The organism is Vibrio breoganii (assembly GCF_024346795.1).
Classification (GTDB): domain Bacteria; phylum Pseudomonadota; class Gammaproteobacteria; order Enterobacterales; family Vibrionaceae; genus Vibrio; species Vibrio breoganii.
Window position 1 is genome coordinate 494,654 of sequence record NZ_AP024864.1, and the last position, 14,905, is coordinate 509,558.

A 14,905-nucleotide genomic window follows, 5' to 3' on the forward strand; every position below is an offset into this window, starting at 1 on the left:
TCACAACTAATGGGTAAAGCGAATCAGTCAGATGTCGGAAAGAACATTGGATAACTTAAGTGCTCAAGTGGGAATACTGCTTGAGAAAAATGGCTGGATGATGGCAACCGCTGAATCATGCACTGGTGGCGGTGTGGCGCAAGCGGTAACGGAAATTGCCGGTAGCTCAGCGTGGTTTGATCGAGCGTTTGTCACCTATAGCAACGAGGCTAAGATGGAGATGCTGGGCGTGAACTCTAGCTCATTAGAGCGCTTTGGCGCAGTGAGTGAAGAGGTTGCACAAGAGATGGCGTTAGGCGCGGTAGAGCACTCTGCAGCTCAAATTGCGGTTTCTATTACTGGGATTGCAGGTCCTGGTGGCGGCAGTGAAGATAAGCCCGTTGGCACTGTGTGTTTTGCATTAGCGTTAAATACTGATCTTATACAGGTACAACGCTGTGTTTTTGCTGGTGATCGTGCACAGGTGAGAAATCAGTCCGTTTATCATGCTCTTCAACTAATTGAAAAATATATAGAAAGTAAGTAATTCTTTGTTGGATGCAAAAAAAACACTTTTTCATCTAGACACTGTATGAATTAACAGTAATAATTGATTCATCAATTAGAAATACCCGATTCCATGGAGCATAAAATGGACGACAACAAGCAAAAAGCTCTCGCGGCTGCACTTGGCCAAATAGAAAAACAATTCGGTAAAGGCTCAATTATGCGCCTTGGTGATAACCGCACCATGGACGTAGAAACTATTTCTACTGGCTCACTGTCTCTAGACATCGCTCTGGGTGCTGGTGGCTTGCCAATGGGACGTATCGTAGAAGTCTACGGCCCTGAATCATCGGGTAAAACAACACTAACGCTAGAGTTGATTGCTGCAGCTCAACGTGAAGGTAAAACGTGTGCCTTTATCGATGCAGAGCACGCACTTGACCCTATTTATGCGCAGAAGCTTGGCGTAAACATTGATGCTCTTTTAGTTTCTCAGCCAGATACAGGTGAGCAAGCGTTAGAGATCTGTGACGCACTCGCTCGCTCTGGCGCTATCGACGTATTGGTTGTCGATTCAGTTGCGGCACTAACACCAAAAGCTGAAATCGAAGGTGAGATGGGCGACAGCCACATGGGCCTTCAAGCTCGCATGCTTTCTCAAGCAATGCGTAAGCTAACCGGTAATCTTAAACAATCTAACTGTATGTGTATCTTTATCAACCAGATCCGTATGAAGATTGGTGTGATGTTTGGTAACCCAGAGACCACCACTGGTGGTAACGCACTTAAGTTCTACGCTTCTGTTCGTCTTGATATCCGTCGTACTGGCGCGATTAAAGATGGTGACGAGGTTGTTGGTAACGAAACCCGTATTAAGGTTGTTAAGAACAAGATTGCTGCACCGTTTAAACAAGCTGAAACCCAAATCATGTACGGTCAAGGCTTTAACCGTGAAGGTGAGTTGATTGATCTAGGTGTGAAGCATAAGCTAGTCGAAAAAGCAGGTGCTTGGTACAGCTACCAAGGCGACAAGATTGGCCAAGGTAAAGCAAACGCAGGTAAATTCCTTCGTGAGCACCCAGAAACAGCGCTAGAAATCGATAGCAAGCTACGTGCAATGCTGCTGACTACGGCTCAGCTTGAAGACACTAAAGAGGCTGAGGTAGAGTAACCTTAGCTCAATTATGCTCCTAATATACTGAGCCTTTATCCTAAGGCTCAGTACTTTCCCTTAGCTTCTCTCTTTTTTCTTCGCACTGAATCTAACGAGGTGTGTATGTATTCTCTTACTCCTACTTGGACCGCTAAAAAGACCGCACTAGATCTATTGAGCCGATGTGAATATGGTCGGTACGAGCTACAACAAAAGCTATTGAATAAAGGTTTTGAGTTAAGTGATATTGATGAAGCCGTCGAGTTTTGTCGAGAACATCATTATTTAGATGACCTGCGTTACGCTAAAGATCAAATCAAACAGCATGTGATAAAAGGCCATGGTGAACGTCGGATTCGTCAGGATTTGCACGTTAAGCACGTGCGCAGTGAGGTTATCGATCAAGCGTTAGCAGAAGAGCCTCAAAATTGGTTTGAACTGGCTAAGCTATCAGTAAAAAAGTACTTAGAAGATAATCTTACCTGCGAGAGTTACGAACACTCCAAACAAGTGCGTTTTCTACAATATCGCGGGTTTAGCCCCGAGCAGATCCAATATGCGCTAAATCCTGAGTAAATTCAGAGATATAAACAGCACACTTACTTCTATTACCCAGCAGTAAGTAAAGCCCTTCTAACAAATCTTCGTTAATTCACTAGCATTTTCAGGCAAATTAGACAGAAAACTAGTCGTTCTCCCTTGCTTGATTTACAATGTGGCAAAAATCTAACTTGAACGTTTCAGGAATTGCCACATGTACATGAGCACCGCCGAAATTCGTAGTGCCTTTTTAAAGTTCTTTGAGAGCAAAGGGCACCAGATTGTAGAGAGTTCTTCTCTTGTACCTCACAACGATCCTACACTGCTGTTTACTAACGCAGGTATGAACCAGTTTAAAGACTGCTTCCTAGGAGCTGAAAAGCGTAGCTACTCGCGAGCGACTACGGCGCAACGTTGTGTTCGTGCTGGTGGTAAACATAATGACTTAGAAAACGTTGGCTTTACTGCTCGTCACCACACCTTCTTTGAAATGCTAGGTAACTTCAGTTTTGGTGACTACTTTAAAGAAGACGCAATCAAGTTTGCTTGGGAATTCCTTACTGAATCTCTTGGCCTACCAAAAGAGAAATTGTTGGTTACTATCTACGAAACTGACGATGAAGCCTTTGATATCTGGAATAAGCAGATGGGCATTCCAGCTGATCGTATCATCCGCATTGGTGATAAAAAAGGTGGCAAAGCCTACGAGTCTGATAACTTCTGGACAATGGGTGACACAGGTCCTTGTGGTCCATGTACAGAGATCTTCTATGATCATGGTGAGCATATTTGGGGCGGACGTCCAGGCACACCAGAAGAAGACGGTGATCGCTTCATCGAGATCTGGAACAACGTATTCATGCAGTTCAACCGTCACGCTGACGGTACTATGGAACCTCTTCCAAAGCCGGCTGTTGATACAGGTATGGGTATTGAGCGTATCTCTGCAATCATGCAGGGCGTGCATTCAAACTATGAAATTGATGTTTTCCAAACGCTAATCAAAGCCTCTGCAGAAGCGGTTGGATACGAAGACCTTTCAAATCAGTCTTTGCGTGTAATCGCCGACCATATCCGTTCATGTTCTTTCCTTATCGTTGATGGTGTTATGCCGTCAAATGAAGGCCGTGGCTACGTACTTCGCCGTATTATTCGTCGCGCAGTTCGTCACGGTAATAAGTTAGGTGCTCAAGGTGCATTCTTCCACACTCTAGTGGGCGTATTGGCTGATGTTATGGGTGAAGCTGGCGCTGAACTTAAGAAACAGCAAGCACTGGTTGAGAAAGTACTTCGTATTGAAGAAGAGAACTTTGGCCGCACCCTAGAGCGCGGTATGAGCATTCTTAACGACGCACTGGATGGCTTGAAGAGCGAAGGTAAATCAACGCTTGATGGTGAGACAGTATTTAAATTGTACGATACCTATGGTTTCCCAGCTGACTTAACCAATGATGTTGCACGTGAGCGTGAATTCAACATTGATGAAGAAGGCTTCCAGAAAGCGATGGAAGCACAGCGCAAGCGTGCCCGTGAAGCGGGTCAGTTTGGCACTGATTACAATGAAACAATCAAGCTAGACAGCACAACAGAATTTTGTGGTTACGCTGCGACAGATGGCGAGAGCAACATTGAAGCTATCTTTGTAGAAGGTCAACCAACAGAGAACCTATCAAGTGGTCAAAAGGCCATTATTGTTCTTGAGCAAACTCCGTTCTACGCCGAATCAGGCGGTCAATCTGGTGATACGGGTATCCTAAAAACTGAGCTCGGTGAATTTAAGGTTACTGACACGCAGAAGCTAGGCAATGCCATTGCACACCATGGTGAGCTTGTTGAAGGCGTGATGAGCTTAGGTGAAAAAGCTAAAGCCGCTGTTAATGCAGTGCGTCGTGCACAAATTTCACTGAACCACTCAGCAACTCACTTGCTGCACGCTGCATTGCGTAAGGTTCTAGGTGAGCACGTAACTCAGAAAGGCTCACTGGTTAAAGCTGAGAACCTTCGTTTTGACTTCTCTCACCTAGAAGCGGTAACGGCTGCTGAATTGAAAGAAGTTGAGCGTATGGTTAACGCACAAGTTCGTACTAACCACGACATTGAAACCAATGTCATGGATATCGAGTCTGCTAAGCAGAAAGGTGCGATGGCACTGTTCGGTGAGAAGTATGACGATGAAGTTCGCGTGCTTTCTATGGGTGAGTTCTCTACTGAATTATGTGGTGGTATTCACGCGGCTAACACCGGTGATATCGGCCTGTTCAAGATTACCTCTGAAGGGGGTATTGCTGCCGGTATTCGTCGTATCGAAGCGGTAACCGCTGATGCAGCTCTAGACGCTATCGATGCTGAGCAAGAAAAGCTGCAACAGAAGCTAGTTGAGTCAGCGAAGAAAGCGAAATCACTAGAAAAAGAGATTCAGTACCTGAAAGACAAAATGGTAGCGGCAGAAAGCGCCAATATCATGGGTAAGGTACAGGAAATCAACGGTACTAAAGTGCTTATTGCTGCACTTGAAGGCGCGGACAACAAGAACCTTCGCAGCATGGTCGATGATACGAAAAACCGTATTGGTACTGGTGTCATTTTATTCGCCAATATTACCAACGACAAAGTCGGCTTGGTTGCGGGCGTAACGAAAGACCTCACTGGTAAAGTGAAAGCGGGTGAGTTAGTTAACTTGGTTGCGACTCAAGTCGGTGGTAAAGGCGGCGGTCGTCCTGATATGGCTCAAGCGGGCGGTACAGACGTGGCTGCACTACCGGAAGCCCTACAGTCTGTTATTCCGTGGTTGGAAGAGCGCCTGTAAGCGAAGAGTAATTAACTTGGGTACATTCAGTGCCCAAGGAAAGTAATAGGAACCAAGCATTTTTGTTATCGCAAAGTGCTTGGTTTTGTTGTTTTTAAAGTGTCCTGTGTACAAAGAACAGAAGACTGTTTTAGGAAGGTGGAAAGTAAGTGAAGAACCGATTAATCGTGCAAAAGTTTGGTGGGACATCTGTAGGTTCAGTTGAGCGAATTCGAGCGGTTGCCGAGCAGGTCATAAAGACCAAAGAGCAGGGCAATCAAGTTGTGGTTGTGGTTTCGGCTATGTCCGGTGAAACGAATCGCTTGCAAGGATTAGCCTATGAAGTTGATAGCGTACCTAACTCTAGAGAACTCGATGTCATCTTGTCCGCTGGGGAGCAGGTCACCATTGCTCTATTAGCGATGACTCTCAATAAGCTCGGCCACAAAGCGACCTCGTTAACGGGATGGCAAGCGGGCATTGTTACCGATGATATGCACAATCAAGCAACGATTCAGTCGGTGGATAATGAGAAGTTTAACCAATTACTCAATGACGATCAGATAGTGATTGTGGCGGGCTTCCAAGGCGTTAACCAAGCCGGCGCGATTACCACTCTAGGACGCGGCGGTTCAGATACTAGCGCAGTGACTCTTGCTGGGCTATTAGGGGCCAGTGAATGCCAGATCTTCACTGATGTTGATGGCGTGTATAGCTGCGACCCTAGGGTTGTTGAATCGGCTTTGAAACTAGAACATGTCGACTTTGATGACATGCAAACAATGGCAAGGCACGGCGCTAAGGTTTTACACGAGCCGTGTGTAGAGTTTGCTGCTAAGTACAATCTTGATATTCGAGTCTTATCTTCGTTCTCACCAAAACAAGGTACCTTGGTTACTCGCTTACAAAGCAAAAAAAATGTGTGTGGTTTAGCACTGCAGCGAGAGCTTGCTCGCTTAATTGTTAATGAAGATAAAGCAGAGCAGGTTGCAATGCAGTGTCAATTGCTGGGCATCGCCGTGCATTCTCAAACGACCAAACATTTAATTGTTAACAATAATGATGTCTCCAAGCTATTACAGATCCTATCTGAAGACGTCAACAATGTTGAACCTATTAGCGCTTTGACTATTGTCGGTGCTGAGCTTGAGGGGCTACATCTTAATGTTTTACCTCAATTGTTGGCGAAAGATATCAAAGTTCTTGATAGTTTTAGGTGTGATAGGGTAGTGAAGTTGCTACTATTACCGGAACATCTGGATCGGGCTGCCAATTTTATTCATGCTCAATACATTGAGCAGTCTCATAGTGTTGCTACAGACAAAAAAGCGCTTATTTTGTAATAAGTTCTTTACCAAGTTGTTATTTTTATTGAATAATAGATCTCAAAGTATTTTGAGTGACAGCAAGGAGCTATCGAATGCTAATTTTGACTCGCCGTGTTGGTGAAACCCTAATGATTGGGGATGACGTGACCGTTACTGTACTGGGTGTTAAGGGAAACCAAGTGCGTATCGGTGTAAACGCACCTAAAGAAGTTTCTGTGCATCGTGAAGAAATTTACATGCGCATTCAAGCAGAAAAAGGTAATGGAAACGTTGCATCAGGCAACTACTAAGTTTCTATTGAAAGGCTGGTCATAGGACTAGCCTTTCTTGTTTTATAGTAGGCATAAAGTACATATAACTAGCATTTTTAATCGGTTTGGTTGAAAGTTGTTCTGTTAACCGTTTTTTATGTGATTTTGCCAATAAAATGTTTGACATATTTTTGGTAAATCGTAATATGTGCCTCCGCAAGACGGTGAGGTGGCCGAGTGGCCGAAGGCGCTCCCCTGCTAAGGGAGTATACGGTTTGTAGCCGTATCGAGGGTTCGAATCCCTCCCTCACCGCCATTCTTGCGAACGTTCTTAACGGAACACAATGCGCGTCCTTAGCTCAGCTGGATAGAGTACCTGGCTACGAACCAGGCGGTCGGAGGTTCGAATCCTCCAGGACGCGCCATATCATTTTTTGATATGACAATACTAACTTGTTAGTGATAATGCGGTGAGGTGGCCGAGTGGCCGAAGGCGCTCCCCTGCTAAGGGAGTATACGGTTTGTAGCCGTATCGAGGGTTCGAATCCCTCCCTCACCGCCATTTATTGACCTTATGGTCAATTTTTTTGTTTTCTAAACTGGAAAGTGTGATAGACTTCGCACCCTTCTCAGAACGAGAACACTGTGCGTCCTTAGCTCAGCTGGATAGAGTACCTGGCTACGAACCAGGCGGTCGGAGGTTCGAATCCTCCAGGACGCGCCACTTTACAACGAATGGTTGATAGTAATATTAACGGTTCTATATAAGCCTTCTGTAAAGAAGCACTGCGCGTCCTTAGCTCAGCTGGATAGAGTACCTGGCTACGAACCAGGCGGTCGGAGGTTCGAATCCTCCAGGACGCGCCACTACAACGAAGAATTGATACCAGTATTAATTTTTCTATAAAGTCTTCTGCAAAGAAGCATCGCGCGTCCTTAGCTCAGCTGGATAGAGTACCTGGCTACGAACCAGGCGGTCGGAGGTTCGAATCCTCCAGGACGCGCCACTACAACGAAGGGTTGATATTAGTATCAGCTTTTCTATAAAGTCTTCTGCAAAGAAGCATTGCGCGTCCTTAGCTCAGCTGGATAGAGTACCTGGCTACGAACCAGGCGGTCGGAGGTTCGAATCCTCCAGGACGCGCCACTACAACGAAGAATTGATATCAGTATCAGTTTTTCTATAAAGTCTTCTGCAAAGAAGCATCGCGCGTCCTTAGCTCAGCTGGATAGAGTACCTGGCTACGAACCAGGCGGTCGGAGGTTCGAATCCTCCAGGACGCGCCACATCACAAAACCTCGCTTCGGCGGGGTTTTTTTATAACATTTCATTAGCATCCCCATAACCGTTTATTTACATAAAGCACTGTTTTCTAAGTGTTTTTGATAAATTCTGGTCTGATCTCAGTATTTTGTCTTCAATTCGCATACTTTCTATGCAATGGTTTGCCTGCAAGCACCTGTATAAAGAAAATTGACAAATTTTCATCAATCTAGATAATCAGGTGCTCGATGTAAAAACGTCGAATTGTCAGGAAGACAAATAAAGGAATTTTTTTATGGATAACATCTCAGGTTTGCTATCGGAAGCTGCCTCAATTATGGCCATTGGTATGGCTATGGTTTTTCTTTTTCTTACTTTATTGGTGTTTGTGGTTCGTTTGATGTCGAAGTTACTTCCGGCAGAACAACCAGTGGCACCAGTGAGCCCGCAAAATCTTAAACAAGTTACTCAAGCTGAATCTACCCATCGAGTCGATCCAAAAATTGTGGCCGCTATTTCGGCCGCTGTGCATCGTCATCGTTCAGCTGTAGCCCAATAGACAACAAAAATTAAAAGGAGTTAATGAGCATGTCTAAACCACTTGCAATAACAGACGTAGTACTGCGAGATGCGCATCAATCTTTATTCGCAACCCGTATGCGACTAGAAGATATGCTGCCGATTGCAGCTGAACTGGATAAAGTTGGCTATTGGTCACTAGAAACGTGGGGCGGAGCGACCTTCGATTCGTGTATTCGTTTTCTTGGAGAAGACCCATGGGAGCGTTTGCGTGAGCTTAAGAAAGCCATGCCCAATACCCCAATGCAAATGTTGCTGCGTGGACAAAACCTTTTAGGTTACCGTCACTACGCGGATGATGTGGTTGAAAAGTTTGTAGAGCGTGCTCATGCCAACGGTATGGATGTATTCCGCGTCTTTGATGCGATGAATGACGTGCGTAACTTTGAGAAAGCCGTTAAGTCAGTGGTGGATGTGGGCGCTCATGCTCAAGGCACACTCTCTTACACAACAAGCCCTGTGCACAATTCTGATACCTGGGTTGATCTTGCCAAGCGTCTAGAGGACCTAGGTTGTCACTCTCTATGTATTAAAGACATGTCAGGCTTACTTAAGCCTTATGAGGCTGAAGAGCTGATTACGCGTATTAAAGACGCGTGTGATGTTCCACTAGCCCTTCACTGTCATGCAACAACAGGCTTGAGCACAGCAACTGCGGTTAAAGCGGTTGAGGCGGGCGTAGATATCCTAGATACCGCTATATCCTCTATGAGCTGCACCTATGGCCATACGCCAACGGAAACAGTAGTAGCGATGCTTGAAGGCACAGAGCGCGATACCAACCTGAAACTAGACCAAATCGAACCGATAGCGGCTTACTTCCGAGAAGTGCGTAAAAAATACGCGAAGTTTGAAGGCCAGTTGAAAGGGGTTGACTCTCGTATCTTGATTGCTCAGGTTCCTGGTGGAATGCTCACTAACATGGAAGGCCAGTTAAAAGAGCAGGGCGCTGCTGATCGTTTAGATGAAGTGCTAGAAGAGATCCCTCGCGTACGTAAAGACCTTGGCTATATTCCTTTGGTTACACCGACCTCTCAAATTGTGGGTACACAAGCGGTGATCAATGTCTTAACGGGCGAACGCTATAAGAGCATCACTAAAGAAACAGCCGGTATCCTTAAGGGCGAGTACGGCAAAGCACCAGCGGAGCTAAATGCCGAGCTGCAACAGAAAGTATTAGACGGTGCACAGCCAATTACGTGTCGCCCAGCGGATAAGCTAGAAGACGAGTTTGAATCTTTGACACTGGATCTTCAGAAGAAGGCCAAAGCGGAAAATATTTCACTGGCTGAAGACATTGAAGATGATGTACTAACCTATGCGCTGTTCCCTCAAGTGGGTCTTAAGTTCCTTAAGAATCGTCATAACCCATCTATGTTCGAACCTGTACCAGGCATTGAGGTTGAAGAAACAAAACCTGCTCCGGTTGCAAGCGCAAATACCACAGTAGAAGCCTATAGCGTCAAGGTCGATGGACAGGTCTTTGATGTGCAAGTGGGGCCTCAAGGAGAGCTTACTTCTGTTACTCCAGCAGGTGCGACTGCGGCTGCTGCGCCAGTTGCAGCACCTGTGGCGAGCACCGCAGAAGATGTTCCAGCACCTTTGGCTGGTAATATCTTCAAGGTGAATGTGTCGAGTGGCGCTGTGGTTGAAGAAGGCGATGTGCTACTGATCCTAGAAGCCATGAAGATGGAAACTGAAGTACGAGCGGCACGAGGTGGCGTAGTACAAGGCTTGCATGTGAAAGAAGGTGATTCTGTCTCTGTTGGCTCACCGCTGCTTAGCCTAGCGTAAGGAACCAATACAACATGGACGGTTTACTTACTCTCTGGAGAGAGACGGGCATCGCTAACTTTGAATTTGGCCAGATCTGCATGATCTTGGTGGGTTGCGGGCTGCTGTTTCTTGCTATTCGTAAGGGCTTTGAGCCCTTACTGCTATTGCCGATTGGCTTTGGTGCCATCCTAGCTAACATCCCCAATGCTGGCTTTACCGAGCCCGGTGGATTGCTGTACTACGTCTATGAGGTAGGGATTTCAACTGGGGTATTCCCATTGCTTATCTTTATGGGCGTAGGGGCAATGACGGATTTTGGCGCCTTGATTGCGAACCCTAAAACCTTATGGTTAGGCGCTGCAGCTCAGTTTGGTATCTTTGCGACTTTGTTTGGCGCTATCTTGCTTAACTATGTACCGGGTATGGAATTTAGCTTGGCGGATGCCTCGTCTATTGCCATTATCGGTGGTGCGGATGGTCCAACCGCTATCTTCTTGGCAAGTCGATTGTCTCCAGATTTACTGGGTGCGATTGCTGTTTCTGCCTACAGCTACATGGCTTTGGTTCCAATTATCCAGCCACCGATCATGAAGGCTTTGACCACTCCTGAAGAGCGCACTATTAAAATGGCGCAGCTACGTCATGTGGGTAAAGGTGAGAAGGTCTTCTTCCCGCTAGGTGTTCTGCTCATGACCATTCTATTTTTGCCATCGGCAACGCCTTTGGTTGGAATGTTCTGTCTTGGAAACCTGATGCGTGAAGCGGGTGTTGTGGATCGTTTGAGTAAAACGGCTCAGAACGAACTCATCAACATAGTCACCATCTTCTTAGGTCTTGGCGTAGGTTCAAAGCTGCAAGCGGATAAGTTCTTGAACATCGAAACCTTAGGTATCCTTGGTCTTGGCGCTGTTGCCTTTAGCATCGGTACTGCGGGTGGCGTATTGATGGCTAAGTTGCTGAATAAAGTGTCTAAAGAAGACATTAACCCTCTCATTGGTGCAGCAGGTGTTTCTGCGGTTCCAATGGCGGCTCGCGTGGTTAACAAGGTCGGTCTGCAGGCAAACCCTCAGAACTTCTTATTAATGCATGCTATGGGCCCGAACGTAGCGGGTGTATTAGGCTCGGCAGTGGCGGCTGGTATTCTACTTGCACTAGTGGGATGATCTTGAGCTAATCAATTTCTATATTGAGAAAGGGATGCATTTTTGCATCCTTTTTTTTCACTTATCTCTGACAGCAAAACAATGATATTCCTGAGAATTGTCGGTAATATGTAACGATATGCATCTCAAATGGTCAGAAAAGTATGCCTCTATGGCTTATCTCGTTTACTCGTCACGTATACCTTGTTAATGCTTATTGTTTTGAGACCGTAAACTAATGGATGCTGTGTTTTCTCAGCTCGGTGTTTGGTTTGCAGACTCGGCTCTAACCTTACTGTTTGCTACGGGCTTTTTGAGCGCAACGCTACTTCCTGGTGGTTCAGAAGCGGCGCTCATCGCAACACTGAGCCTTAACCAATATTCAATTTTTAGCATCTTGTTGGTGGCTACGTTAGGCAACACTCTCGGCGGTTTAACCAACTATTGGCTAGGTTTGTTGATACCAAATCGAACTCAGCAAGAAAAACATGGTCACAAAGCCATAGCTTGGTTGCAAAAATATGGCTATTGGAGTCTATTGTTTAGCTGGGCTCCCGTTATTGGTGACCCTTTGTGTTTAGCCGCTGGGTGGCTTCGAATGCGCTTTCTTCCCTGTTTGGTGTTGATAGCCCTAGGAAAACTGGTTCGTTATGCGGTACTAGTAGGGTTATACACTGGGCTGGGTAATCTATAAGGAATAACAATGATCTTATCTCGTCTCAACCTGTCATTGTCCAAGTATAAGCTTGTGGGCACGCTGACGGCCGTGACTCTATTAGCGGCTTGCTCGACTCAAGAGAATACCGTTGAATCAACATCAAATGATTCAGCTATTCAGTTAGTTGAAAAAGTGGATGCCACACCGGGCAAGGCCTCGATCGCTTATTCTAAATACAAGCTTGCCAATGGGTTAACCTTAATCTTAGCGCCTGATAACTCAGATCCTCTGGTTCACGTTGATGTGACCTATCATGTGGGATCAGCGAGAGAAGACATTGGTAAATCTGGCTTCGCCCACTTCTTTGAGCACATGATGTTTCAAGGATCAAAGCATGTGGCAGATCAGCAACACTTTAAGATCATCACCGAAGCTGGCGGCTCTCTCAACGGTACGACTAACCGTGATCGCACCAACTACTTTGAAACAGTGCCATCGAATCAGCTAGAGAAGATGCTTTGGCTAGAGTCCGATCGCATGGGCTTTTTACTAGAGGCTGTCTCACAACGTAAATTCGAGATTCAGCGCGATACCGTTAAAAACGAACGTGCTCAAAACTATGATAACCGCCCGTATGGCTTAATGTGGGAAAAAATGGGTGAGGCTATGTACCCGGAAGGGCATCCTTACTCATGGCAGACCATTGGTTATGTTGAAGACTTAGATAAGGTCGATGTGAATGATCTTAAAGCCTTCTTCTTACGTTGGTACGGTCCGAACAATGCCGTTCTGACCATAGGTGGTGATTTTGAGACAAAACAAGTGCTTGAATGGGTAGAGAAGTACTTTGGTCCAATTCCTCGAGGTCCAGAAGTAGAGGCACAACCTAAGCAACCGGCAGTCCTCAATGAAGATCGCTACGTTACCCTTGAAGATCGTATGATCCAACAGCCAATGCTTGTCATGGGGTGGCCAACGACTTACCAAGGGGAAGCGCGCAATGCTGATCTTGACGTATTAGCTAAGGTATTGGGAAGCGGAAGAAATAGTATTCTTTACCAAAAACTCGTTAAGACTGAAAAAGCGCTTGATGCAGGCGCGTTCCATCAATGTACTGAGCTCGCTTGTAATTTTTATGTCTACGTCATGGCCGACTCCAGTAAGCGAGCCGATTTAACGCCTTTGTACGATGAAGTGTATGACATCATTGAGAATCTGCAGCTTGCTGATATCAATCCTGATTCGCTACAACAAATCGTAGGCAGCGCAGAAGCAAGCTCAATCTTTGCCCTGCAGAGTGTGCGTGGCAAGGTGACGCAATTGGCGTCTAATGAGACCTTCTATCAGCAGCCCGATCGTCTGCAGATTGAACTTGATCGCTTACGTAAGGTGACACCAGAGTCTATTTATAAGGTATATCAAGAGTTTATCGACAATAAGCACAAGGTGACCTTATCGGTAGTCCCTCGCGGTAAACTCGATCTAGCGGCCAAGACAGCGACCTTTGAAACGCCGCCAAGAACACTGCCGGAACACCAGAAGATCGAAGAGAGCGAACTCGATTATCGCTTCGTGAATGATTCGTTTGATCGCTCGGTTATGCCGCAAGTGCAGTCTGCGGTCACTGGCACTATGCCTGAGCTTTATTCATTCCACTTAAACAATGATATTGAAGTACTGGGCAGTGAAACATCGGAAACTCCTACCGTTGTTATGCAGATTAAGATGCCTGCAGGTAACCGCTATGCCCCAGTTGGTAAAGAAGGGCTCGCTAGCCTTACTGCATCTATGGTGTCAGAGGGAGATAAAACCCTAACCAGCGAAGAGCTCACTGCTGAACTGGACAAATTGGGCAGTAGCGCTTCACTCAGTGCCGGTCAGTACAATACAACTCTGACGATTTCGAGCTTGAGTAAAAACTTCACTGCCACAATGGAACTGGTTGAAAATGCGCTGTTCAATCCATTACTGAAAGAAGAAGACTTTGAGCGTGTGAAGCGCCAGATGTTAGAAGGGATTGTATACGAGCACCAAACTCCAAGCTGGTTGGCCTCTCAAGCAACAAGACAAGTGCTATACGGCGATACCATTTATGGACGCTCTTCATCGGGCACTATGGCGTCTGTGAAAAGCCTAACCCTTGATGATGTAAAAGCCTTTTATGATAAGTACTACACGCCAAAGGGCACACAGATCTTAGTCGTCGGTGACTTGTCTGAGAAGCAAGTGCGCAAAGAGCTTGATAGCTTACAAGCGTGGCAGGGCGAAACACCGCCGATGCTGCGCCAGCGACGCCTGCCAGAGATGGGAGCGCAAACGCTATTCTTGGTCGATAAACCAGGAGCACCTCAAACAGCGGTGCGCCTAGTTCGCAGAGGACTGCCGTTTGATGCCACGGGTGAGAGTTACCTTACTCAGCTGGCTAACTTTAATCTAGGCGGTAACTTTAACAGCCGAATCAATCAAAACTTGCGTGAAGACAAGGGTTACACCTACGGGGCAAGTAGCTACATTTCAGCAAATAGAGAGATTGGGGCTGTCGTTGCAACAGCTCAAGTCAGAGCAGATTCAACCGCACCTGCGATTAAAGAACTGATCAAAGAAATGGACAGTGCTGCAAAAGAGGGCTTTACTGATAAAGAAATTGAATTCATGCGATTAGCAGTTGGGCAACAAGACGCGCTCAAGTATGAAACACCGGGGCAAAAAGCCTATTTGTTAAGCTCAATACTGACCTACAACTTAGATCATGACTATCTCGCTGTGCGCAATAATATTGTTGCTGACGTATCAAAAGAGACGCTCAACGAAATGGCGAGTAAGTGGTTTGATCCAGCCGATTATCAAATTATTGTTGTCGGGGATGCGAAACAGCTAATGCCTCAACTTAAGACGCTAAATTTCCCTATTCAAACACTTGAAATTGCGCCTTAGTCGACCCAT

Annotated in this window: 11 protein-coding genes and 8 tRNA genes; all 19 read left to right on the forward strand. The window is 46.0% G+C overall.

The features are described 5' to 3' along the window. Positions 1-31: 31 nt before the first annotated feature. The 19 genes from pncC to OCU35_RS02490 all read left to right on the forward strand — a co-directional run bounded on the left by pncC (position 32) and on the right by OCU35_RS02490 (position 14,896). Positions 32-526 (forward strand): nicotinamide-nucleotide amidase, encoded by a 495-nt coding sequence (gene pncC, locus OCU35_RS02400; RefSeq protein ID WP_170875150.1) that lies wholly within the window; start codon positions 32-34, stop codon positions 524-526. A 105-nt stretch (positions 527-631) separates the two neighbouring features. Beyond that, positions 632-1,657: a recombinase RecA gene (recA, locus tag OCU35_RS02405; protein ID WP_017027200.1), complete on the forward strand. Its 1,026-nt coding sequence runs from the start codon at positions 632-634 to the stop codon at positions 1,655-1,657. 105 nt (positions 1,658-1,762) lie between these two features. Beyond that, positions 1,763-2,215, forward strand: a complete 453-nt coding sequence (gene recX / locus OCU35_RS02410) for a recombination regulator RecX (protein ID WP_261825588.1) — start codon at positions 1,763-1,765, stop codon at positions 2,213-2,215. Between the two features lie 178 nt (positions 2,216-2,393). After that, a complete protein-coding gene (gene alaS / locus OCU35_RS02415; protein ID WP_102502068.1) occupies positions 2,394-4,985 on the forward strand; it encodes an alanine--tRNA ligase in 2,592 nt (863 codons plus the stop codon). A 149-nt stretch (positions 4,986-5,134) separates the two neighbouring features. Next, positions 5,135-6,307 (forward strand): aspartate kinase, encoded by a 1,173-nt coding sequence (locus OCU35_RS02420; protein WP_065210206.1) that lies wholly within the window; start codon positions 5,135-5,137, stop codon positions 6,305-6,307. Positions 6,308-6,384: 77 nt separating this feature from the next. After that, a complete protein-coding gene (csrA, locus tag OCU35_RS02425; protein WP_261825589.1) occupies positions 6,385-6,582 on the forward strand; it encodes a carbon storage regulator CsrA in 198 nt (65 codons plus the stop codon). 184 nt (positions 6,583-6,766) lie between these two features. Further along, positions 6,767-6,859: transfer RNA gene (locus tag OCU35_RS02430), tRNA-Ser, on the forward strand. A gap of 32 nt (positions 6,860-6,891) precedes the next feature. Beyond that, a tRNA-Arg gene (locus tag OCU35_RS02435) sits at positions 6,892-6,968 on the forward strand. Positions 6,969-7,012: 44 nt separating this feature from the next. Next, a tRNA-Ser gene (locus OCU35_RS02440) sits at positions 7,013-7,105 on the forward strand. An 85-nt stretch (positions 7,106-7,190) separates the two neighbouring features. Further along, a tRNA-Arg gene (locus OCU35_RS02445) sits at positions 7,191-7,267 on the forward strand. A 66-nt stretch (positions 7,268-7,333) separates the two neighbouring features. Beyond that, positions 7,334-7,410 (forward strand) — tRNA-Arg (locus OCU35_RS02450). Between the two features lie 63 nt (positions 7,411-7,473). Further along, positions 7,474-7,550 (forward strand) — tRNA-Arg (locus tag OCU35_RS02455). A gap of 63 nt (positions 7,551-7,613) precedes the next feature. Further along, positions 7,614-7,690, forward strand: a tRNA-Arg gene (locus OCU35_RS02460). A 63-nt stretch (positions 7,691-7,753) separates the two neighbouring features. Then, positions 7,754-7,830: transfer RNA gene (locus OCU35_RS02465), tRNA-Arg, on the forward strand. A gap of 272 nt (positions 7,831-8,102) precedes the next feature. Beyond that, on the forward strand, positions 8,103-8,366 hold the full coding sequence (locus OCU35_RS02470) for an oxaloacetate decarboxylase subunit gamma (RefSeq protein ID WP_017029622.1): 264 nt from the start codon (positions 8,103-8,105) through the stop codon (positions 8,364-8,366). A 29-nt stretch (positions 8,367-8,395) separates the two neighbouring features. Then, positions 8,396-10,180, forward strand: coding sequence for a sodium-extruding oxaloacetate decarboxylase subunit alpha (gene oadA / locus OCU35_RS02475; protein WP_261825590.1), 1,785 nt, complete (start codon positions 8,396-8,398; stop codon positions 10,178-10,180). A gap of 14 nt (positions 10,181-10,194) precedes the next feature. Beyond that, positions 10,195-11,325, forward strand: coding sequence for a sodium ion-translocating decarboxylase subunit beta (locus tag OCU35_RS02480; protein WP_017029620.1), 1,131 nt, complete (start codon positions 10,195-10,197; stop codon positions 11,323-11,325). 217 nt (positions 11,326-11,542) lie between these two features. Then, entirely contained in the window at positions 11,543-11,998 is a 456-nt protein-coding gene (locus OCU35_RS02485; protein ID WP_261825591.1) for a YqaA family protein, read from the forward strand. 9 nt (positions 11,999-12,007) lie between these two features. After that, on the forward strand, positions 12,008-14,896 hold the full coding sequence (locus tag OCU35_RS02490) for a M16 family metallopeptidase (RefSeq protein WP_065598411.1): 2,889 nt from the start codon (positions 12,008-12,010) through the stop codon (positions 14,894-14,896). Positions 14,897-14,905: the final 9 nt, after the last annotated feature.

Bases quoted from the DNA above. Each gene is read 5' to 3' on its own strand.
- oadA (WP_261825590.1), top strand. From the start codon at position 8,396: ATGTCTAAACCACTTGCAATAACAGACGTAGTACTGCGAGATGCGCAT.
- OCU35_RS02485 (WP_261825591.1), top strand. From the start codon at position 11,543: ATGGATGCTGTGTTTTCTCAGCTCGGTGTTTGGTTTGCAGACTCGGCT.
- OCU35_RS02490 (WP_065598411.1), top strand. From the start codon at position 12,008: ATGATCTTATCTCGTCTCAACCTGTCATTGTCCAAGTATAAGCTTGTG.
- OCU35_RS02480 (WP_017029620.1), top strand. From the start codon at position 10,195: ATGGACGGTTTACTTACTCTCTGGAGAGAGACGGGCATCGCTAACTTT.
- alaS (WP_102502068.1), top strand. From the start codon at position 2,394: ATGTACATGAGCACCGCCGAAATTCGTAGTGCCTTTTTAAAGTTCTTT.
- recX (WP_261825588.1), top strand. From the start codon at position 1,763: ATGTATTCTCTTACTCCTACTTGGACCGCTAAAAAGACCGCACTAGAT.
- recA (WP_017027200.1), top strand. From the start codon at position 632: ATGGACGACAACAAGCAAAAAGCTCTCGCGGCTGCACTTGGCCAAATA.
- OCU35_RS02470 (WP_017029622.1), top strand. From the start codon at position 8,103: ATGGATAACATCTCAGGTTTGCTATCGGAAGCTGCCTCAATTATGGCC.
- csrA (WP_261825589.1), top strand. From the start codon at position 6,385: ATGCTAATTTTGACTCGCCGTGTTGGTGAAACCCTAATGATTGGGGAT.
- pncC (WP_170875150.1), top strand. From the start codon at position 32: ATGTCGGAAAGAACATTGGATAACTTAAGTGCTCAAGTGGGAATACTG.